17 protein-coding genes are annotated in these 20083 nt (G+C 67.2%); 5 read left to right on the top strand and 12 right to left on the bottom strand.

Annotated features, from left to right (window positions below; all coding sequences use genetic code 11):
- Positions 1 to 21: 21 nt before the first annotated feature.
- The 4 genes from AC1RMY_RS20590 to AC1RMY_RS20575 all read right to left on the bottom strand — a co-directional run bounded on the left by AC1RMY_RS20590 (position 22) and on the right by AC1RMY_RS20575 (position 5239).
- Positions 22 to 2508: a ligase-associated DNA damage response DEXH box helicase gene (locus AC1RMY_RS20590; protein ID WP_492867690.1), complete on the bottom strand. Its 2487-nt coding sequence runs from the start codon at positions 2506 to 2508 to the stop codon at positions 22 to 24.
- Between the two features lie 79 nt (positions 2509 to 2587).
- Positions 2588 to 3682: a calcium/proton exchanger gene (cax, locus tag AC1RMY_RS20585; protein ID WP_492867886.1), complete on the bottom strand. Its 1095-nt coding sequence runs from the start codon at positions 3680 to 3682 to the stop codon at positions 2588 to 2590.
- A 63-nt stretch (positions 3683 to 3745) separates the two neighbouring features.
- A complete protein-coding gene (locus AC1RMY_RS20580; protein WP_492867688.1) occupies positions 3746 to 4099 on the bottom strand; it encodes a potassium channel family protein in 354 nt (117 codons plus the stop codon).
- Between the two features lie 180 nt (positions 4100 to 4279).
- A complete protein-coding gene (locus AC1RMY_RS20575) occupies positions 4280 to 5239 on the bottom strand; it encodes a class I SAM-dependent DNA methyltransferase (protein WP_492867686.1) in 960 nt (319 codons plus the stop codon).
- 23 nt (positions 5240 to 5262) lie between these two features.
- Between AC1RMY_RS20575 and AC1RMY_RS20570 the strand changes: the two genes are divergently transcribed.
- Positions 5263 to 6354: a ligase-associated DNA damage response exonuclease gene (locus AC1RMY_RS20570; RefSeq protein WP_492867684.1), complete on the top strand. Its 1092-nt coding sequence runs from the start codon at positions 5263 to 5265 to the stop codon at positions 6352 to 6354.
- 7 nt (positions 6355 to 6361) lie between these two features.
- Here the strand turns inward: AC1RMY_RS20570 and AC1RMY_RS20565 are convergent, their stop codons facing one another.
- Positions 6362 to 7138, bottom strand: coding sequence for an SGNH/GDSL hydrolase family protein (locus AC1RMY_RS20565; RefSeq protein ID WP_492867682.1), 777 nt, complete (start codon positions 7136 to 7138; stop codon positions 6362 to 6364).
- Between the two features lie 107 nt (positions 7139 to 7245).
- Between AC1RMY_RS20565 and AC1RMY_RS20560 the strand changes: the two genes are divergently transcribed.
- The 3 genes from AC1RMY_RS20560 to AC1RMY_RS20550 all read left to right on the top strand — a co-directional run bounded on the left by AC1RMY_RS20560 (position 7246) and on the right by AC1RMY_RS20550 (position 10063).
- Positions 7246 to 8883 carry a cisplatin damage response ATP-dependent DNA ligase gene (locus tag AC1RMY_RS20560; protein WP_492867680.1) on the top strand — a complete coding sequence of 546 codons (1638 nt, stop codon included), beginning with the start codon at positions 7246 to 7248 and terminating at the stop codon, positions 8881 to 8883.
- Between the two features lie 142 nt (positions 8884 to 9025).
- Positions 9026 to 9706, top strand: coding sequence for a response regulator (locus tag AC1RMY_RS20555; RefSeq protein WP_492867678.1), 681 nt, complete (start codon positions 9026 to 9028; stop codon positions 9704 to 9706).
- 87 nt (positions 9707 to 9793) lie between these two features.
- The gene (locus AC1RMY_RS20550; protein WP_492867676.1) at positions 9794 to 10063 is read left to right on the top strand and encodes a DUF6460 domain-containing protein; all 270 of its coding nucleotides are present in this window, start codon (positions 9794 to 9796) and stop codon (positions 10061 to 10063) included.
- A gap of 30 nt (positions 10064 to 10093) precedes the next feature.
- On the opposite strand, the gene AC1RMY_RS20545 is transcribed toward AC1RMY_RS20550, so the two are convergent.
- The 4 genes from AC1RMY_RS20545 to AC1RMY_RS20530 all read right to left on the bottom strand — a co-directional run bounded on the left by AC1RMY_RS20545 (position 10094) and on the right by AC1RMY_RS20530 (position 13651).
- Entirely contained in the window at positions 10094 to 11161 is a 1068-nt protein-coding gene (locus tag AC1RMY_RS20545) for a neurotransmitter-gated ion-channel ligand-binding protein (protein WP_492867674.1), read from the bottom strand.
- Positions 11161 to 12129 (bottom strand): cache domain-containing protein, encoded by a 969-nt coding sequence (locus AC1RMY_RS20540; RefSeq protein WP_492867672.1) that lies wholly within the window; start codon positions 12127 to 12129, stop codon positions 11161 to 11163. Before AC1RMY_RS20540 ends, AC1RMY_RS20545 begins: the two co-directional genes overlap by 1 nt.
- 92 nt (positions 12130 to 12221) lie before the next feature.
- Complete coding sequence (locus AC1RMY_RS20535) at positions 12222 to 13310, bottom strand: quinone-dependent dihydroorotate dehydrogenase (protein ID WP_492867670.1); 1089 nt, start codon at positions 13308 to 13310, stop codon at positions 12222 to 12224.
- Positions 13307 to 13651 carry a DUF952 domain-containing protein gene (locus AC1RMY_RS20530; RefSeq protein ID WP_492867669.1) on the bottom strand — a complete coding sequence of 115 codons (345 nt, stop codon included), beginning with the start codon at positions 13649 to 13651 and terminating at the stop codon, positions 13307 to 13309. The genes AC1RMY_RS20535 and AC1RMY_RS20530 overlap by 4 nt, the downstream gene beginning before the upstream one ends.
- A gap of 166 nt (positions 13652 to 13817) precedes the next feature.
- Here AC1RMY_RS20530 and AC1RMY_RS20525 point away from each other — a divergent pair, with 166 nt between their 5' ends.
- Positions 13818 to 14447, top strand: a complete 630-nt coding sequence (locus AC1RMY_RS20525) for a S24 family peptidase (RefSeq protein WP_492867667.1) — start codon at positions 13818 to 13820, stop codon at positions 14445 to 14447.
- A gap of 14 nt (positions 14448 to 14461) precedes the next feature.
- Here the strand turns inward: AC1RMY_RS20525 and AC1RMY_RS20520 are convergent, their stop codons facing one another.
- The 3 genes from AC1RMY_RS20520 to AC1RMY_RS20510 form a co-directional block, all read right to left on the bottom strand.
- Positions 14462 to 15922 carry a sensor histidine kinase gene (locus AC1RMY_RS20520; protein ID WP_492867666.1) on the bottom strand — a complete coding sequence of 487 codons (1461 nt, stop codon included), beginning with the start codon at positions 15920 to 15922 and terminating at the stop codon, positions 14462 to 14464.
- Between the two features lie 11 nt (positions 15923 to 15933).
- Positions 15934 to 17394: a dihydrolipoyl dehydrogenase family protein gene (locus AC1RMY_RS20515; protein WP_492867665.1), complete on the bottom strand. Its 1461-nt coding sequence runs from the start codon at positions 17392 to 17394 to the stop codon at positions 15934 to 15936.
- Positions 17395 to 17639: 245 nt separating this feature from the next.
- The gene (locus AC1RMY_RS20510; RefSeq protein WP_492867662.1) at positions 17640 to 19967 is read right to left on the bottom strand and encodes a putative bifunctional diguanylate cyclase/phosphodiesterase; all 2328 of its coding nucleotides are present in this window, start codon (positions 19965 to 19967) and stop codon (positions 17640 to 17642) included.
- Positions 19968 to 20083: the final 116 nt, after the last annotated feature.

Here is a 20083-nt window from a genome sequence, read left to right as displayed (position 1 = left end):
TGCTTGCCGCCGCCGCTGCGTTCACGCCATCGCCTCCTCGATCAGCATTGCTTCCGCCTCCGCCAGGATCTCGTCCGCCGCCTCGCCATAGACTGCCTCGCGGCCAATCTCGAGCATGACGGAGACGCCGAGCGGCGACACATGGTCGAGCGGCTGATGCACGATTCGCCCGCTCACACGTGTCAGCATCTCACCGAGCCGGCGAATGTCGAGCAAGCCGGTTGCCGCATCCGCGCGTGCGGCCTTGAGCAGCACATGGTCGGGCTCGTGCCGCCGCAGCACATCATAGACGAGATCGGTCGAGATCGTGACCTGCCGGCCGCTCTTCTCCTGGCCCGGGAAGCGCCGCTCGATCAACCCGGCGATGACGGCGCAACTGCGGAAGGTGCGCTTCATCAGCGCCGATTCCGCCAGCCACTCCTCGAGATCGTCGCCGAGCATGTCCTGCGCGAAGAGATCGTCGAGGCTCAAGGCTCCGCGCGCGATCGCGGCGGTCATGTCGCCGAGCCCCCAGCAGGCCATGCCGTAGTCATTGCAGACGAAGCCGAGCGGCCGCATCTTCGCGCGCTCCAGCCGCCGCGTCAGCAGCATGCCGAGCGTCTGATGGGCCAGGCGGCCTTCGAAGGGGTAGGCCACGAGATAGAAGCGCCCGCCCCGTGGAAAGGTCTCGACCAGCAATTCGCCGGGCTTCGGCAGGCGTGATTTCAGCCGCTGGGCGTGGAGCCAGGACGACACCTCATCCGGTAGCGTGCTCCACTCCTTCGGGCTCGCCAGCATGGCGCGGACGCGCGCAGCAAGAAAGGTCGAGAGCGGGAACTTGCCGCCGGCATAGGACGGGATCTTGGGATCGGTGCCGGGCGTTGCGCGCGAACAGACGGCCTCGTTCTCGGTGATGCCCTCGAAGCGCAGAACCTCGCCGGCGAAGATGAAGGTGTCGCCCGGCGTCATCGTCTCGGCGAAATACTCCTCGACCTGGCCGAGGACCCGCCCACCGCGCGTGATCGTCGACGGCTGATTCGGCTTGCCCGCGCGAGCCCGGCCGAGCCTGACCTTGAGCATGGTCGATTCGACGATGGTGCCGACATTCATGCGGTATTGCTGGATGACCCTGGCGTTGCTGGCACGCCAATACCCGGCCTTGTCCTGCCGGAGCTTGGCGAAGCGCTCATAGGAGCGCAGCGCATAGCCGCCGGTCGCCACGAAGTTCACCACCGCGTCGAAATCCGCGCGCTCCAGCCCGGCATAGGGCGAGGCGGTGCGGACCTCCTCATAGAGCGCATCGGCATCGAAACCATCCGAGCAGGCGACGCCGAGCACATGTTGGGCGAGAACGTCGAGCGCGCCGATCCTCGCATCCGCCGTGTCCTGCGCGGCCTCTGCGACGGCATCGAGCGCGGCGCGGCATTCCAGCAGCTCGAAGCGGTTGGAGGGCACGAGCAGCGCCTGCGACGGCTCGTCCATGCGGTGGTTCGAGCGGCCAATGCGCTGCATCAGGCGGCTCGCCCCCTTCGGCGCACCGAGATTGACCACGAGATCGACATCGCCCCAGTCGATGCCGAGATCGAGCGTCGCGGTGCAGACCACGGCCTTGAGCCGGCCAGCGGCCATCGCAGCCTCGACCTTGCGGCGCTGCTGGGCATCGAGCGATCCGTGATGCAGGGCGATCGGCAGATTGTCGTCGTTGATGCTCCACAGCGCCTGGAAGGCGAATTCGGCCTGCATGCGCGTATTGACGAAGACCAGCGTCAGCTTGTGCGCGCGGATGGCGTCATAGATGGCCCCCATCGCATGGGCCGTGGTGTGGCCCGCGAGCGGAAGGCGGGTCTCTGTCCGCAGGATGCCGATCCGCGCCGCCGCGCCACCGGTGACCGTGACCAGCCCTGCCGGTGTCTCGCTGCCACCGAGAAAGCGCTGGAGATCGGCGGGCTCACGCACCGTCGCCGAAAGCCCGACCGCGCTGACCTGCGGCGCGAGCGCGCGCAGTCGCGCCAGGTCGAGCGAGAGCAAATCGCCGCGCTTCGAGGTGACGAGCGCGTGCAGCTCATCGAGCACGATCCGGCGCAGGCAGGCAAAGAAGGGCGCTGCGTCGCGATGCGAGACCAGCAAAGCGAGCTGTTCCGGCGTCGTCAGCAGGATATCGGGCGGGCGCTGGATCTGGCGGGTGCGCTTGGCTGCCGAGGTGTCGCCGGTGCGGGTCTCGACGGTGATCGGCAGCCCCATTTCGCGGATCGGCGCTTCCAGATTGCGCGCGATATCGACGGCGAGCGCCTTCAGCGGCGAGATGTAGAGCGTGTGCAGGCCATTGCGCTCAGCACCCCGCTCCGTCAGCTCGACCAGCGAGGGCAGGAAGCCGGCGAGCGTCTTGCCGGCGCCGGTGGGGGCGACGAGCAGGGTCGAGCGCCCGGCGCGGGCTTCATCGAGCAGCGCGAGCTGATGCGGTCGCGCGCTCCAGCCGCGGCTGGAAAACCAGGCGGAGAAGGCGGGAGGGAGCGGGGAGGGCGCGGCCATGCGCTCCAGAGATAGGGCGTGGCGTGGGAGAACGAAAGGGGTCCAACGGTGCGCGGGACGGGGTCGCCCAGCGCTTTCCTTACGGCGTGCTGGGCGGCAGGAGGTAGAGCGTCATGGCGAAAATCAGATAGACCATCAGCAAAACCACGCCGACGAACCAGGCCGAGCGCCCGCCGCTGGTCGTCAGGAATGCCGTCAGCGTCGAAATCAGGACCATGACGACCGCACCCGGCCAGAACAGCAGGTTCATGGGCGCTGGGCCGATGACGTAGCTGAGGAGGACCAGCGTCGGCGCCACGAAGAGCGCGATCTGGGACGCGCTGCCCAGGGCGATGCCGACGCTCAGGTCGAGCCGGTTCTTGCGTGCGCCGGAAAACGCCGAGGCCATCTCGGCCGCGCCGCCGACGAGCGCAACGACGATGAAGCCCACGAAAGCAGGGGTCATCCCCAAGGCGACGGCGGCCTGCTGGACGGATTCGATGAAGACTTCGCTGACCAGCGCGACGAGAACCGTGACGCCGGCCAGGGTCGCGAGTGCCAGCCCCAAAGGCAACGCGCTTTCGCCGGTTTCCTCGGTGGTCGCGCTGCCGAAAAATTCGCGATGGGTCCTGAGCGAGAAGACCAGTCCCAGCGCATAGGTCGCGATGAGCAGGATCGACAGACCGACGCTCAATGTCTGCGTGAAGGTCGACGATGCAGCAGGTCCGGCTTCCGAGACGATCGACGGAGCCAGCATCGCGACGACGGCCAGGAAGAGCAGGCTCGTCTGAAGGCGTGCGCCGACACGGTTGAATTCCTGGACATGATGTTTGAGGCCGCCGATCAGGAATGAAGCCCCCAGCATGAACAGCGTATTGGTGACGATCGCTCCGGCGATGGAGGCCTTGACCAGCGTGTACTCTCCGGCACGCAAGGCGGTCAGCGCGATGATCATCTCGGTCAGGTTGCCGAGGGTGGCATTGAGGAGGCCGCCGACGGCGTCGCCAGTCTTGGCGGCGACGGATTCCGTGGCATGGCTCAACAAGGTCGCCAGAGGCACAAGCGCCAGTACGGCGAGCACGAAGAGCAAGGTGTGAGCGTCGGGAAGGAGATGATGAGCGACGAAGACGACGGGAACGAGAGCCAGAAACCAAAGGATCACATGGTGTCCGATTTCACGGAGAAGTGGGGCGATCGTTTCCATCGAAAGGTTCCCTGCCCATAGGCTGCGACCCGCTCTGTGACGCCGGTCATTTTTCTATCTGTCTTCGTGTGATGCCCGTTCGGTCTCGGTGGAATCGATCTCTGTCGCCCGAAGTGCCTGGACGCTGACCGCGGCAACCAGGCCGGTCAGCACGATGCCGGCGAACCCGATGAAAAGCGCGAGCACGCGCGAACTGAGATTTTTTGGCGTCAGATCTCCGTAACCGATCGTAAGACCGGTCACGAAGGTGAAGTAGAGAGCCTCGCTCAGCCGCCAATCTTCGATGCGGCCGATCAACACCCCAAGCCCGGCCATGACCACGAGCACGCCGGACACGATTGGCCAAATCACGAGAAATTGTTGGGCGAGGGCGACGAAGAAGACGCGCCGTTTGTCTTTGGGGGCCATCTGGTGAGAGACGGCCCGATCGGCCGGTCTGTCAAGTCATTGTATTCATCGGTGGAATCCGGCGCCCGGGAGGTTCGAGGTGATCCGGTCCAGCCGTCGATCCCGGTGAGGAGGAGGCACATGCGCCCGTATCGATTTGAGATCGAGGGCACCTTGGCTTCCCTCCAGACCGAGCGACCTTCAGCGCCTCTCCGCCACCACCAGCAGCCCCGGCACGGGCACGCCGCGATCCTGCCGCGTGCTGGCGGGCTCGACGATTACGGATGCGAAGCCCGCTTCCTTCAGCCGTTGCCGCAACCACACCTCCGCATGTGCGAACCGACGATCCGCTCCGACGACGACGCCCTCGCCCTCATGGCTCTGCACTGTGAAGGCGAAGAGGCCGCTGCGCTTCAGGACGCGCGCACTCTGGGCGAATGCGGGCGCAAGTTCGCCGAGATAGACGAAGACGTCCGCCGCGACGACGAGGTCGGCGAAGGCATCCGGCCGGCTCGTCAGGAAGGCGGTGAGGCCCGCCACCGCCAGCTTGTCGTAGAGCGGGCTGCCGTCGGCCTGCATCTTCACCCGCGCCCGCTCGATCATGCGCGGCGAGAGATCGCAGCCGGCGAGGAAGCTGGCCTCGTCGCGGATCGCCTCGCCCATCAGCCCGGTGCCACAGCCGAGATCGAGCACCGTATCGAACCGGAAGGGCCGGCCGGCGTTGTCGCAGATGCGGGCCAGCGCGGCCTTCAGCAGGGTGGGGGCGTTGTAGTGCAGGGCCTGCGTCAGATGACTGTCGAAGCGTTCGGCATAAGTGTCGAACAGCGTGCCGGAGAAGTTCTCGGAGGTGGCGTCCTCAGCCGACATGGCGCCGATGCGGGCGAGGTCGAGTCGCGCGCCGAAATGATCGTTGGGGTCGAGGTCGAGACATTGCCGCCAGGCGGTGGCGGCTTCCTCCCTGTGACCGAGCGCCTCCTGCGCCAGCCCATAGAGATGCCAGGCTGCGGTGAAGTGGTAGGCCTGCGCCAGGGTCTGGTCGAGGATCTCGACGGCGGCCTGGGCATCGCCCTCCTTGAAGGCGGCTTCCGCCCAGGCATAGCGGCGGTCGAGCGTCGGATCGCCGGAACTGGCGGAATGCGCGGTGGAGCCCTTTTCGATCATGCCTGCGGGTCTATCTGAGGAGTATGACACTGGCCAGACCACGCACCGCGCCGACGATGCGACCGTCCGATCTGCTGATCCCGACGCCGGCCGGCCTGTGGTGCCCGCCGGCCGACATTTATATTGACCCGGTCCGGCCCGTATCGCGGGCGCTGATCACCCATGGCCATTCCGACCATGCCCGCGCCGGCCATGGCGCGGTAATGGCGACGCGCGAGACGCTCGCCATCATGGCGCTACGCTATGGCGAGGGCTTCACCGGCGAACGGCAGGAGGCGGTGCTCGGCGAGACCGTACGGATCGGCGGGGTCGATTTTACCTTCGTGCCGGCGGGCCATGTGCTCGGGTCCGCCCAGATCGTGGTCGAGAAGGATGGGCTGCGCATCGTCGTCTCCGGCGACTACAAGCGCGAGCACGATCCGACCTGCTCCGGCTTCGAGCCCATCTCCTGCGACATCTTCATCACCGAGGCTACCTTTGGCCTGCCGGTGTTCCGGCACCCGCCGGCCCATGCCGAGGTCGCCAAGCTGCTCGAATCGGTGCGTGTCTTTCCGGAGCGGACGCACATCGTCGGGGCCTATTCGCTCGGCAAGGCGCAGCGCCTCATGGCCCTGATCCGCGAGGCCGGCTACGAGCGCCCGCTCTACATCCATGGCGCGATGGAGAAGCTGACCGATTTCTACCTGTCGGAGGGGGCGGTGCTGGGGGAGATCCGGAAGGTCGCAGCCGGCGATCGCAAGGCCCTGGGGGGCGAGATCGTGATCTGCCCGCCCAGTGCCACGCAGGATCTGTGGGCGCGCAAATTCCCCGATCCGGTGACCGGCTTCGCCTCGGGCTGGATGCGGATCAGGGCTCGCGCCCGACAGAAGGGCGTGGAACTGCCACTGATCGTCTCCGACCATGCCGATTGGGACGATCTGCAGGCGACCATCCGCGAAACCGGCGCCGGCGAGATCTGGGTCACCCATGGCGAGGCGGAGGCGCTCGTCCACTGGTGCGGCACAGTGGGGCTCAAGGCCAAGCCCCTGCATCTCGTCGGCTATGGCGACGAGGGCGAGGCGGAGCCCGCCGGAACAGAACTGGCAGGAGAGAGCGCCGATGCGGTTGCTGTCTGAGCGCGCGTTATTGGCTCTGCGCCATGACGGGACGGCCCGTGGTCGTCAGCGAGACGAGTCCGGCCGCCATGTCGCGGGCGAGGCAGTCATAGCCCGCATCGCTCATATGGAAGCCATCCGTCCAGAGCGCCGTCTTGAACGCCTCGGCATCGGTCCGGTGCCATTCACGCATCGCCGCATAGCGGGCAAAGACGGGCACCGCCTCGCGGCGGGCAATCTCGCCGACGGCCTCGACATAGGCGCCATAGCGCTGCGGATCGCGGACGGAGGGGAAGAACTGCTGGTCGAGGATGGCAAGAGCCGGTCCGGCCTCGCGCACCATCGTGATGCCGTCCCGCACCATCGCCCGGAAGGCTTCGAGGTCGCCGCCCCTGACGGCGTCGTTGGTGCCGACCTGCCAGATCACGAGGTCGTAGTGGCGGGCGGCCAGCGCGGTTTTCATACGGGCGAGGGTCTGCGGAGCCGTCTCGCCGCCGATGCCGGCGTTGACGATCTCGATCTGCGACGTCGGCCACGCCTTGGCGAGCAGCGCCTGCAGGCGGGCGGGATAGGTCCTGTCCCTGGCGCTGGCCCCGACGCCTTCCGTCGACGAGGAGCCGATGGCGAGGATCGCGAGCGGCTGGCCCTGTGCAACCTTGGTAGACAGAGGCGCGAGCGTGGTGCTCGAGCGCATGATCGGCGCTTCGCGGCAGGAGAAGCTCGCCGCTTGTGCGGGGGCTCCGGCCGAAAGCGTCGCGGCGATGACAGGCAAAGCAAGGAACCGCATCGCGGCGCGCATCAGCATGACTCTCCCCTGTACTCTCCTGCGGGTAACGTTCCGTTCATGAATGGCGGCTGAACGATGCGTTGCAGCAAACAGCAAACGGCGAGCCGTGGCAGGAGGGTGACAGCGTGAACCGCTTCGCCTGGCTGCTCGACCGCCTGGCCTATGAGCCGCGCCGCAATGCGAAGCTCGCGCTCATCGCCGACTATCTGCGCACGACGCCCGATCCCGATCGTGGCCTTGCCTTGGCGGCGATGACGGGCGGACTGGTCTTCCCTAACGCCAAGGCTGGGCTCATCCGCGCGCTGATCGCCGAGCGCACCGATCCGGTGCTGTTCGCGCTGTCCTACGACTATGTCGGCGATCTCTCCGAGACGGTGGCGCTGATGTGGCCGGCCAGGCATGGCGCCAACGACGTTCCCCATCTTCCCGATGTCGTCGCCGGCCTGCGTAGTGCAGGTAAGACCGACCTGCCGCGCCTCGTCGCTTCCTGGCTCGATGCGCTCGACGAGACCGGCCGCTGGGCGCTGCTCAAGCTGATCACCGGGTCGCTGCGCATCGGCGTCTCGGCGCGGCTCGCCAAGACCGCGGCCGCCAGTCTCGGCGGCGTCGCGCCCGATGACGTCGAGCAGGTCTGGCATGGGCTGGAGCCGCCCTATCGCGAACTCTTCGCCTGGCTCGAAGGAAGCGGGCCTCGGCCCGAGGCGACCGATCCCGCCCCGTTCCGGCCGGTGATGCTCTCGCACCCGATCGAGGACGGCGATTTCGAGAAGATGGCGCCGTCCGAGTTCCAGGCGGAGTGGAAATGGGACGGCATCCGCGTGCAGGCCGCCAGCGGCCGGCGCCCCGACGGTACCCGCGTCACCCGGCTGTTCTCGCGCACCGGCGAGGATATCGCTGCCTCCTTCCCGGATGTCGTCGAGGCACTGACGCAGGACGGGGCGATCGACGGCGAACTGCTCGTGAGGCGCGAGGAGACCGTGCAGAGCTTCAACACGCTGCAGCAGCGGCTCAACCGCAAGAGCGTGACCGCGAAGATGCTGGTCGAGTATCCCGCCCATATCCGCGCCTACGACCTGCTGGTCGATGGCGAGGAGGATCTGCGCGAACTGCCGCTCTCGGAACGCCGGCAGCGATTGGAGGCCTTCGTCGCAAGGCTGGCGAGCCCCATCGTCGATCTCTCGCCGCCGATCGCCTTTGCCGACTGGGAGGACCTCGCCGCCGCCCGTGCCGACCCAGCCGCTGCCGGAGCAGGCGCCGATGCCGAGGCCGTCGAGGGCTGCATGATCAAGCGGCTCGGATCGCCCTATCTGCCTGGTCGGCCCAAGGGGCATTGGTGGAAATGGAAGCGGCAGGCCAGGCTCGTCGATTGCGTGCTGATGTATGCCCAGCGCGGCCACGGCAAGCGCTCCTCCTTCTATTCGGATTTCACCTTCGGGGTCTGGCGCGCCGGTGAGAACAGGACGGACGAACTGGTGCCGGTCGGGAAGGCCTATTTCGGCTTCACCGATGAGGAACTGCTCGAACTCGATCGCTACGTCCGCAAGCACACGCTGAACCGCTTCGGGCCGGTGCGCGAGGTCACCCACAATGCCGAAAGCGGGCTCGTCTTCGAGGTCGCGTTCGAGGGACTGCAGCGCTCGACGCGGCACAAATCCGGCCTCGCCATGCGTTTTCCCCGGATCAACCGCATCCGTTGGGACAAGCCGCCGCGCGAGGCCGATCGGATTGAGGCGCTGGAGGCGCTGCTGCCGGCGTCGGGTTGAACGGCTCGATCTGGCCATTCGTCGCAATTGCTACCGGGCGCCGGATGGTTCACAGCCTTGGCTGCGATGCTCGATGGTCGGCATGCTTGAGATCATGGCCCTGCTTGAGGCAGGATGCGGGCAGACATTGAGGATGGTTCCCATGAAACGGCAGCCTTCGACGCGGATCGTGATCGCGGACGATCATCCGCTCTTCCGGGGGGCGCTGCGGCAGGCCGTCTCGACGGCGATCGAGGGCGCCGATGTCAGCGAGGTGGGCTCGCTCGAGGCGCTGACGGAAGCGCTCGACAGTGGTGGCGATGCCGATCTCGTCCTGCTCGACCTGACCATGCCCGGCGTGCAGGGCTTCTCGGGGCTGCTCTTCCTGCGCGCCGATCATCCCGAGATCCCGGTCATCGTCGTCTCCGCCAATGACGATCCGGCTATCATCCGCCGCTGCATCGAATTCGGCGCGCTCGGCTTCCTGCCCAAGACGGCGGATGTCGAGCAGATGGGCGAGGCTATCCGCGCCGTGCTCGAAGGCGGCGTCTGGACGCCGCCGGGCATCGATCTCAATGCTCCGGTCGATGCCGAGACCGCTACCATGGTCCGCAATCTCTCGACCTTGACGCCGCAGCAGGTCCGCGTGCTGATGATGCTGTCGGAAGGCCTTTTGAACAAGCAGATCGCCTATGAACTCGGCGTCTCCGAGGCGACGGTGAAGGCGCATGTCTCGGCGATCCTGACCAAACTCGACGTCGACAGCCGCACGCAGGCGGTGATCGCAGCGGCCAAGATCGCCGGCACCGCCTGGGCGACGGCCGGAGCCTCTGCCACCTCGTGAGGTCGAGGCCCTGCCGGTTGACAAGGCGTTCAGCCCCGGTTCAACCCTCCGGGGCTCAAATGCGTGCGTATCGGGGATAGATCGGCCATGGCCAACGGCAACATCGAACGTTTTCTTGGCGGCTCGCCGCTCGCCGTGCTGGTGCGCCTGCTCTTCATCTCGCTCTTGGTCGGCGCGGCTATGGCCTTTCTCGGCCTGTCGCCGCGCGGGCTCTACGAGACGGCTGCGCGCTTCATCCGCTCGCTGGGCGATCTCGGCTTCGGCGCGGTGCGCGAAGTCGGGCAATGGGTCATCGCCGGCGCGCTGCTGGTCGTGCCGCTCTGGCTGCTGTCGCGGCTCTTCGCGGCGCGTCGCTGAGGCTTCGCGCTCCTTCGCACGACAGAGTGGTCAGCCTGGCAGCGCCCGAATCGCCGCTCCCAGGCAGACGATCAGCATGATCGTCGGCAGCGCCCAGCGCAGATGCAGGCGCAAGATGGCGGCCTGGCCGCTGCCGCGCCAGTGCGGATTGGCGATCGCCACCGACAGCATGATCTCGAACATCAGCACGGCCACCAGATAGAGGTAGCCGAGCGAAATGATCTCGGCGATCGGCGTGTTCAGCGAGATCGAACCCGGGAAGCTCGATTCGAAGGTGAAGCTGATCGCGGCCAGCGCCAGAAGCGAAGAGAAGATCAGCCCGCCCTTGTCCTGCTCCTTCAGCCCCGGCGACCACAGCACGAACAGCGACACCGCCAGCACGGCCAGGATCGGGATGAAGACGCGCAGCAGATAGCGCTCGGCATCCCGCGCCATGGTCACCGTGACGTTCAGGCGGGAATAGGAGCGCGCGTTCCAGCCCATCACCAGATCATTGGCGAAGTGCAGGCCGGCAGGCCGCCAATCGACGACCGAAAGAGCGCTGTCGATGCCCGAGAACTGGCGATCCGCCTCGGTCGTCACGATGACCGCCTCCTGCTGCGGATAGCGCGGCAGCGAGAGCGCGATCGTGAGGTTCTGCTTGTCGAAGGGGAAGGCGTCCATGTTCATCCGGAAGCGGAAGTCGCTCTCGAAACGCTCGATCAGCATCACCTCGCCATTGGCGTGAACCGACAGCGCGACCGTGCGTGAATCCTTGTCGCCGATCTGGTTGTCGAGCGACAGGCCGGGCGTCCAGATCGTCTTGAGATGCTCGTCGGCCTCGTCGCCGACGCGGTCGTCGCGGGCAAGCCCGCGTGCGATGGCGTCGAAGGCGAGGCGCGGGTCATGCCAGCGCTGGGTCAGTTCCACATGAAGCCGGCCCTGGCCGGCAACCTCCTTGATCTCGAGGACGTTGAGGACACGCAGCGCGACCCGCACCCTGACCGGCAACTCGACCGTGAGCGGCAGCGTCGGTCGGCTGGCGGAGGCGGCCTCCTCGGCGCGCGCGGGGGCGGCGAGGCCGGTGAGCAGCAGGAGCAGCAGGACGAGCCGGCTCATCACGCGACCCGCCGCCGCTTACCGGCCAGGACGAGGAAGCAGACGAAGGCGACGATGCCGCCGCACAGCGCCAGCACCCAGAGTTCCGTCGTCAGGCGTTGCCCATCGGAAAGCTGCTCTTGCTTGAGGATGATCGTCATGCCGATGAGCCGGCCGGAAAAATCGACCAGCGGTTGCGCCATCACGCCATAGAGCCGGCCTTCGAGCCTGCGGGTGCCGATCTCGACATCGCGAAGGGGCTTGGCGGGGTGAGCGCGTAGGAAGCTGGCGAACAGGGCCTCGTTCGTCGAAGCCATCACCGTGAGGTCACCGATCATCGGCAGCTTCGGGTCGAGCGCCACGCCGCTCAGCGAATGCGCCGCCACCACGGCGATCTCGGTGTTGGTCGAGGTCTTCACGAGGTCGAGCAGCGGGCGGATGTCGAGCCCCGCTTCGACGGTGCCCACAAGCTCGCCGGCCTGCTCGACCGGGGTGACGCCGCGAATGCCGATGCCGGCGATGCCGATCTCCACGCCGGTCTGCGCGCGGCGCAGCCTGTTCGCGGCGACGATCATCGCCCGGAACGCGGAGATGTCGTCGCCATGCTGATCGGGACGATGCATGCGCAGCAGATAGCGCAGGTCCCGCGAGTGATAGCCGAAGATCTGCACGCTGGCCTGGCGGTTCAGATACTGGAAGGCGTCCTTCGAGAGCGCTTCGAGCCTAGCCCGGTCGGCTGCGGCCAGGGCCTCGCGAATCTGAGGGGTGCGCGCGAAGGTTTCGGCGAGCGACAGAGAGAATTTCGCGGCCTGGTCGAAATTGGAGCTGAGCAAGGAGCCGACGAGCCGCATCTGCGCCTCGCGATCACGTTCCGCCGTCCGCCTCAGGCTGTTCTGCTGGTGCCACAGCATCGCGCCGAGGATCAGGGCGATCAGCAAGGCCGGCGGAACCGCACTCGAGAAAAGCTTCTTCCAGTCAAGACGTAGCAAGATCAGGCCCTCTGTAGACATAGGCGGCCGAAGCGCGGCGCAGGCGTGAGGATGCGCCGGTTCGTTGAGGCAGGCGGAGATAGTGGGGGGCGCTAGAGGCCCTCGCCGCGTGCGATCGCGGCCGCGTCGCGGCCGACCAGCGCTGCGAGCTTCGGGAGGCCTGCCTTGCGCGCCTCGGTGGCGAGTCCCGCCTTGACGGTCTTCACCAACCCAGGCCCCTTGAACACCATCGCCGAATAGAACTGCACGAGATCGGCGCCGGCCCGGATTTTGGCGAAGGCGGTGGCCGCCGAATCGATGCCGCCGACGCCGATCAGCGGGAACTGGCGCTCGACGCGCAGGAAGGTCTCGGCGAGCAGTTTCGTCGAGGCGGTGAAGAGCGGTTTGCCCGAGAGCCCACCCGTCTCGTTCTTCGCCGCGCTGCGCAGGTTCTCCGGCCGCGCGATGGTGGTGTTGGAGACGATCATGCCGTCGATGCCGCGCCGGCGCGCCACCGCGACCATGCCGTCGAGTTCGGGCAGGGTCAGGTCGGGTGCGATCTTGAGCAGCATCGGCGTGCGACGGCCGCCTCGTGCCGCCTCGTCGCGCGCCTCGATCGTGCGCGCGACGAGGTCGTCGAGCGCCGATTCCGCCTGCAGATCGCGCAGGCCAGGCGTGTTGGGCGAGGAGACGTTGATCGTCAGGAAGTCGGTGACGGCCGCGAGCCGGCGCGTCAGCACGGCGTAGTCGGCGGCGCGATCGGCGGAGTCCTTGTTGGCCCCGAGATTGACGCCGACGATGCCGCCGCGCGCGCGTCGCGCCGCCAGCCGCTGCGCCACCACCTCCATGCCCTCGCTGTTGAGGCCGTAGCGGTTGATCACCGCCTCGTCCTCGACGAGGCGGAAAACGCGCGGCTTCGGATTGCCGGGCTGGGGCAGGGGGGTGACGCCGCCGACCTCGACGAAGCCGAAGCCGAGGCCGAGCGCACCGTCGACCGCCTCGGCATGCTTGTCGAAGCCCGCCGCGAGACCGACCGGATTGCTGAAGGACAGCCCGAAGGCTTGTGTGGCGAGAACCGGATCATCGGCGGCCGGCCGCAGTGCCGGAGCTGCCGCCAGGGCGGCGACCGTCAGGCGATGGGCCGTCTCGGCATCCATCCGATGGATCAGGGGACGCGCGAGGTTGAACAGCGAATCGATCACGCGATGTCCTCCGGAATCATGGGTAGCCCGTCCGCGTCCGACGGCAGGGCCTGGACCCAGCGGACGGCTCTGGGGGCGAGCGCGGCGTAAAGATGCGGAAACAGCGCGCCGCCGCGCGAGGGCTCGTAGCGCAGGGCCGGCCCCAGCTGGGCATCATCCACCGCGATCAGCAGCAGGCCGTGCTGGCCGGCAAAGTGCTTCGCCGCGGTTTCGCGAACCTGCGGCCCCGTCGAGAAATGGATGTAGCCATCGGCGAGATCGACCGGCGCGCCGGAAAAACGCCCGGCGGCCTCGGCTTTACGCCAGAGCGCGTCGGGGCAGATCTTGTAGATGAGGGGCACGCCAGACCTCGCCGGATGGAGACTGCGGACGGCATATCGCCTGTCAGGAGGCTTGGGCAATTTTTATCCGCATTCCCGCGAAAATCAGATTGAAATCTTATTTGATAGGGGATATTTCCTATTTCTGTCCCCGCCAGACGGCAACATCTCCTGCAGGAGTTTCGCGGTGCTGTCCCATGACCAGATCTGGAGCGCGATCGACTCGCTCGCGCAGCGCTACGGCTTCACCGCCTCGGGGTTGGCGCGCAAGGCGGGCCTCGACGCCACCACCTTCAACCGCTCCAAGCGGGTCGGGCCGGATGGGCGCGAGCGCTGGCCCTCGACCGAATCGATCGCCAAGATCCTCGGTGCCACCGGCGCCTCGCTGGACGAGTTCATGAGCGTGGTGATGGGGCGCGGCGCGGCGCCTTCCCGCACCATCCCGCTGATCGGCTTCGCGCAGGCGGGCTCGGGCGGCTTCTTCGACGATGGCGGTTTCCCGGTCGGGACCGGTTGGGAGGAGGTCGCCTTTCCCGGCGTTGCCGACGAGAAGGCCTATGCGCTGGAGATCTCCGGAGATTCAATGCTGCCGCTCTATCGCGACGGCGACACCATCATCGTCTCGCCGACCGCGACCGTCCGGCGTGGTGACCGTGTCGTGGTCAAGACCATCGAGGGCGAGGTGCTGGCCAAGCAGCTCAAGCGCCAGACGGCGAAGACGGTCGAGCTGGCCTCGCTCAATCCCGATCATGCCGACCGGGTTCTCGGCCTTTCCGAGATCGCCTTCATGGCCCGCGTGATCTGGGCCAGCCAGTAGGGCAGGTCCCGTTGTCAGGCCGCCGCCTGCCTGCGGCCCGGCAGCGTCACCTTGAACACCGCGCCGGTGTCCGATGGTTCGAGCGCGATCGAGCCGCCATGCAGGCGCACCAGCTCGGCAGCGACGGCAAGGCCAAGTCCGGTGCCGCCGGGCGTGACCGATCCCCGGAAGGCCTGGAACAGGTTCGCCCGAGCCCGCTCGGGCACGCCGGGGCCATTATCGACCACGCGCAGGATCACCGAGCCGTTGTCGCGCTCTGCCTTGACGGCAAGCGTCGGCCTCCTGCCATCCTCGGCCCCGGCCTGCGTCAGCGCCTGCACCGAATTGCGCATCAGGTTGAGCAGGACGCGCGCCATCTGGTCGGGATCGCAGGGCGCGATCAGTTCGCCGGGTACGTCATTGCTGAAGCTTACCTGTGCGGTTTCGGAGAGGCCGAGCATGTCGGCCTGGTCGGCCACGAGCTGGCGTAGCGCGACATCCTTCAAGACCGGCGTCGCCTCGGCCGCACGGCCATAGGCCAGCGTCGCCTGGCAGAAATCGATGGCGCGGCCGAGCGTCGCGATCAGCCGTGGCGCGAAGCGCTTGATCTTGGCGTCGCGGGTCTCGACCAACTGGTCCGACATCAACTGGGCCGCCGCCAGCATGTTGCGCAGATCATGGTTGATCTTGCTGACCGCGAGGCCGAGTTCGGCGAGGTGTTTCTTGGTCCGCAATTCGCCGGCGAGCGTCATCTGCATGCGGGCGAGAGCGCGCTGGGCCTCGCCGATTTCGTCGGCCCGCTGCGTCGGATCGATGATGCGGTGCGGATTCTCCGGATCGACCTCGAATTCCATGACATTGGCGGCGAGGTTGCGGATCGGCCCGACGATCATCCAGTTGAGCGCGACATAGACGGCGACTGCCGTCAGCCCCGAGATCAGCAGCGAAAGCAGCAGCAGATTGCCCGCGAATTTGAGCATGGCGCGCCGCAGCGGCGCCTCGTCGATGACGAGCTCGACGAAATCGGCTCCGCCGACCGCTTCGCCGATCACTCGCATGGGCAGCTCCGCAGGCGGCATCACCAGCGTCTCGAGCGCCTCGCCGATCGCCTCGATCCAACCCAGCGTGCGCAGGTCGACGGTTTGCGAGACGGCGGCAGGCGGCATCGAATCGAGGCTGAGCAAGCGTCGTGCGCCGCCGACCCGGGCCGCGATCGCGCGTGCGCCGACGCCCATCAGCAGGCGGTTCTCGCTGCCTTCGGGCAGTCCGTCCTGCGGCGCGCCCTCAAGCACGAGGACCGCGATCTGCGCCGCCGCCAGGCGATCGTTCAGCCAGTTGCGCCGGAAATTGGCGACTGACGGCAGATAGATCAGCACTTCTGCCAGCATCACGAAAAGAACGGTCAGGGCGAGCAGCTTCGCCGAAAGCCCGAGCCGCGTCAGGCCGCGCGGCAGGCTGACGGAAAGCTGGTTTCTGTCGGGCTCGTAGGGCTGCATCGGTGCCGACTCTATCCGAAACGGCGCAGGAAGCCGATGAGCCGGCGCAGAGCGGGCTTCGCCGCCAGCGGAGCGAGGAACGAGGTCGCTGCGCGCCTCGAGAGCTCGGACAGCGCCGGATACGGCATGACGAGTTCCGCCATGTCATGCGCGCTCATGCCCGTCTTCAGCGCGAGGCACCAGGGCGTGATCAGGTCGCCCGCCCGTGCCCCGACGATGGTGACGCCGAGGAGGCGGCCCTTGGCGTCCGTCACGACCTTGACGAAGCCCTCGGTCTCCCGCCCGGCCTGGGCGCGCTCGCTTTCGGCATAGGGCCAGCGCAGCACGCGGATCGCGCCAGCCTTGGCTCGCGCCTCGTCTTCGGAAAGGCCGACGCCGGCGAGCTCGGGTTGGGTCAGCGTCAGTCGCGGTACCAGGCTCGCATCGAAGCGGCCGGGCTGGCGGAACAGCGCGTTGCGCAGTACGAGCCGGGCCTGCTCCTCCGCGACATGGCCGCCGCGTCGCGCGCCAAGCGCTCCGCCGACGCAGTCGCCGATGGCGTAGATGTGGCGATTGCTCGTGCGAAGGCCCCGGTCGACGCGGATGCCGCCGGCTTCCACAGCGATGCCGGCAAGCTCGAGGTCGAGGGTTTCGAGCGCTGGCACCGGCGTGGTCGCGAGCAGCAGATTCGTGCCCTCGATCATCTGCTCGGCGCCATTGTCGCCCGCCCGAATGACGAGCCGCACCCCGCCCCTGACGGATTGTCCCCGCAAGACCTGCGCTCGCTCATGCAGGACGACGCCGTCTCGCAACAGTGCGCGGCGCAGGATTCCGACGGCCTCCGGGTCTTCGCTGCCGAGCAGGTCGGAGGTATCGATCAGCGCGACCTCGCTGCCGAGCCGGACCATCGCTTGCGCAACGGCAACGCCAGTCGCGCCGCCGCCGAGCACGATGAGGCGCCCGGGCCGGCGTGTCGCCATTGCCAGGCTTGCATCGGTCAGGCAGGCGATCGCATCCAGACCCGGAATGAGCGGCGCGACGCTGCGGGCACCGGTGGCGATCACGAAGCGCCGGGCCTTGATCGTCTGCTCGTCCACGACGACAGTGCTGCGGCTGATGAAACGGCCTTCGCCGCGGATCACGGTCGCGCCGAGCGCCGTCATGCGCTCGGCCGAGGCATTGGGCGCGCCCGCCGAAAGCACGTGCTGGACATGGTCGTGCAGCTGGGCGTCGTTGACCTCGGCCTCGCCGGCGGCGATGCCGAACTGGCGCGCCTCGCGGACGGCCTGCGCGCGAGCGCCGGCGGCGGCCAGCGCCATGACTGCGCTGTCGCCGGCGTGGCCGCCCAGCCTGTCGCGCTCGATGATGACGACGGAAACCCCGAAGGCGGCTGCCGCCGTCGCAACGGCGAGCCCCGCCGTGCCGGCCCCGATCACGCAGAGATCCGGCGTCAGTGCTGCGGGCTTCACAGGGGGAACCGCGCTCAGGCTCAAACCGCTCCTCCCGCCAGGCAAGGCCGTGACGGACCCTCGGACCGGCTTGACCGATCGGGCCATGATGAGAGCCGGCGTTCGGGCGAGATCATGCTGCCTCCCAGACTGCGGACCGATTCCACTGTTGCTGATGCGTTGCCAGATGAGCGGAATCAAGACCGCATCCGCCGAAACAGCTGTTGGAGGCAAATCGACGGAACGATAGGGGGCCGACGATGGTTGAGTACCGCCTTCTCGCGCCGTGCTCAGGCGACGTTGCGGCCCTTGCGCGGCATGAAGCTCGCCAGCGGCTCCGGCCTGCCGAAGAGATAGCCCTGGGCGCGCTGGGCGCCGAGAAGCTGCACGGCGATGCGCTGCTGCTCCGTTTCGATGCCTTCGACGACGACATTCATCGAGAGGCGTCGCGCGAGTTGGCAGACCGCCTCGATGATCGCCTTCGAGGCCTCGCTGGAATGGACGGTGCGGGTGAAGCTCTGGTCGATCTTCACCTGCGCGAAGGGATAGGTCGACAGATAGGCTAGCGACGAATAGCCAGTGCCGAAATCGTCGAGCGCGAAGGTGATGCCCAGCGTCCGCAGATCGTCGATCACGCCGAGCGTCGTCTTGTTGTCCTCGATCAGCAGCGATTCCGTCACCTCGAGCGTCAGCCGGCGCGAATTGAGATTGGATGTGATCAGCGCGTCCTTCACCGCCTCGACGATGCGGCGCGGCTCGCGGAATTGCAGCGGCGAGATGTTGACGGAGACGCCGATATGCTCGTCCCAGGAGGCCGCGTCCTTGCAAGCCTGGCGGATAGCCCAGTCGCCGATCGATGCGATCAGGCCGGACTGTTCCGCGACGGGGATGAACAGGCCCGCCGGCACCATGCCGCGCGTCGGGTGGCGCCAGCGCATCAGGGCCTCGCGCGAGACGGTTTCGCCGGTCCGCAGGTCGATGATCGGCTGGTAGTAGAGTTCCAGCGAGCCGTCCTCGCAGGCCTTGCGCAGATCGACCTCGATCTCGTGGCGCTCGAGCATCTCCTCGGCCATGGCCGGGTTGAAGAACATCAGCGTGTTGCGGCCGGCGGCCTTGGCCTTGTAGAGCGCCGTGTCGGCGTGGCGCAGGAGGTCGGCCGGCGTCGCGCCGTCGAATGGCGCCATCGCGATGCCGATGCTGGCCGTGACATAGACCGTCTTGTTGTCGAGCAGGAACGCCTTCGACATCGCATCGATCATGCGCTGCGCGATCATGGTGACGGCGGCATGGTTTGCCGCAGGCAGGATCAGCAGGAACTCGTCGCCGCCGAAGCGGGCGAGCAGGTCGCTGTCGCGAATGGTGCTGCGCAAGCGGTTCGCAGTCTCCATCAGAACGCGATCGCCGATGTCGTGGCCAAGGCTGTCGTTGACCTGCTTGAAGCCGTCGAGATCGACATAGAGCAGCGCGAAGGAGTCGCCGGTGCGCTCCATCCGGCTGAAGGATTCGACGATGTTGCTGTTGTACTCGAAGCGATTGGCGAGCCCGGTCAACTCGTCGAAGCGCGCCATCTGCTCGATGCGCGCCTCGGTCGCTTTCCGCTCCGTCGCATCCTCGGTCGACATCAGCACGCCGCCTTCGGCCGCCGGCGCGAAGGTCACGACCAGGACCCTGCCGCCACGCGTCTGGATCTCGCGGCTCGTCGTCTGCTGCGTGCCCTGGATTTCGGCCAGGGCCTCCCTGAGATCGCGCAACTGGCCGGCGGCGACGACCTGGCGTTCGACCAGGAAGCGGCCGATCGCGGTGATCGGCGTGCCGGGCAGGGCGAGCGTCTCGGGCAGCCCGTAGAGCGCCCGGTGCGGCGCGTTGCTGACGGCGAGCTTGAGGTCGCGGTCGAACATCGCCAAGCCATGGATCATGGTGTTGAGCGCGGCGTCGAGCGTCAGGTTCTGCGAATGCAGGGCCGAGGCCAGCGCCTTCGACTGCTTCGTCGCGTCGCTCAACGCCAGAAGATTGCGATGCAGCGAGTTCGTGATGGCGATGTTGGCCGCCACATAGAGAAAGGCGAAGTAGCCGATGTACTGGTAATAGACGTTGTGGGCCTGGATCAGGCCGATCGCCATCGGCACGCAGAAGGTCAGCAACTGCACCGCGACGAATTTCGGCCGGCCGGCATTGCGAGAGACGTAGCCGGAGGCGAGTGCGATGGTCGATGCGACGGAGGTGATATGCGCCGCGGGGTCGTCCGTCAGGGTCAGCGCGGCATAGCAGCTGTAACCCAGCACGCCGGCGAAGGTCGTCGCTCCCAGGAAGTAGTCCCGGTCCCAGCGCCGCGTCTCCAGGTAGCTGTCGCGGGCGTGGTCCCTCCTGCGATAGGAGACGAAGGTCAGGAGCCGCAGGACGACGACGACGCTGACGAGGATCGTCAGGTCCATGAAGAGTTCGAGACCGGTCGAGACCCAGCACAGGAACGGCGTCAGGATGCCCGCCACGCCCCCCGGGATGATCGAGGCCGGCGACGAAAACAGCGAACTGACCAGCAATACGTAGCCGGGCAAGTCGAAATCCTCGCCCGGATCACGCGCTCTGGCGTTCCACATTCGCTTGAGCGCGCCCGCCATCCAAATCCTGCCCTCGCGGTCGCAGAGAAGGCGTGCCGAGAGCGCCCGCAATCTCCGCCGCTAGGACGATTTAGGGCCTGAGAGGTAAATGTTTCGTGTTTGGAACAGCTTCAGGC

The sequence above is a fragment of the Allobosea sp. GW822-FHT03F07 genome, assembly GCF_058801345.1.
Note: the sequence above shows the minus strand (reverse complement) of the source record. Positions and strands in the feature narration are given on the sequence as shown.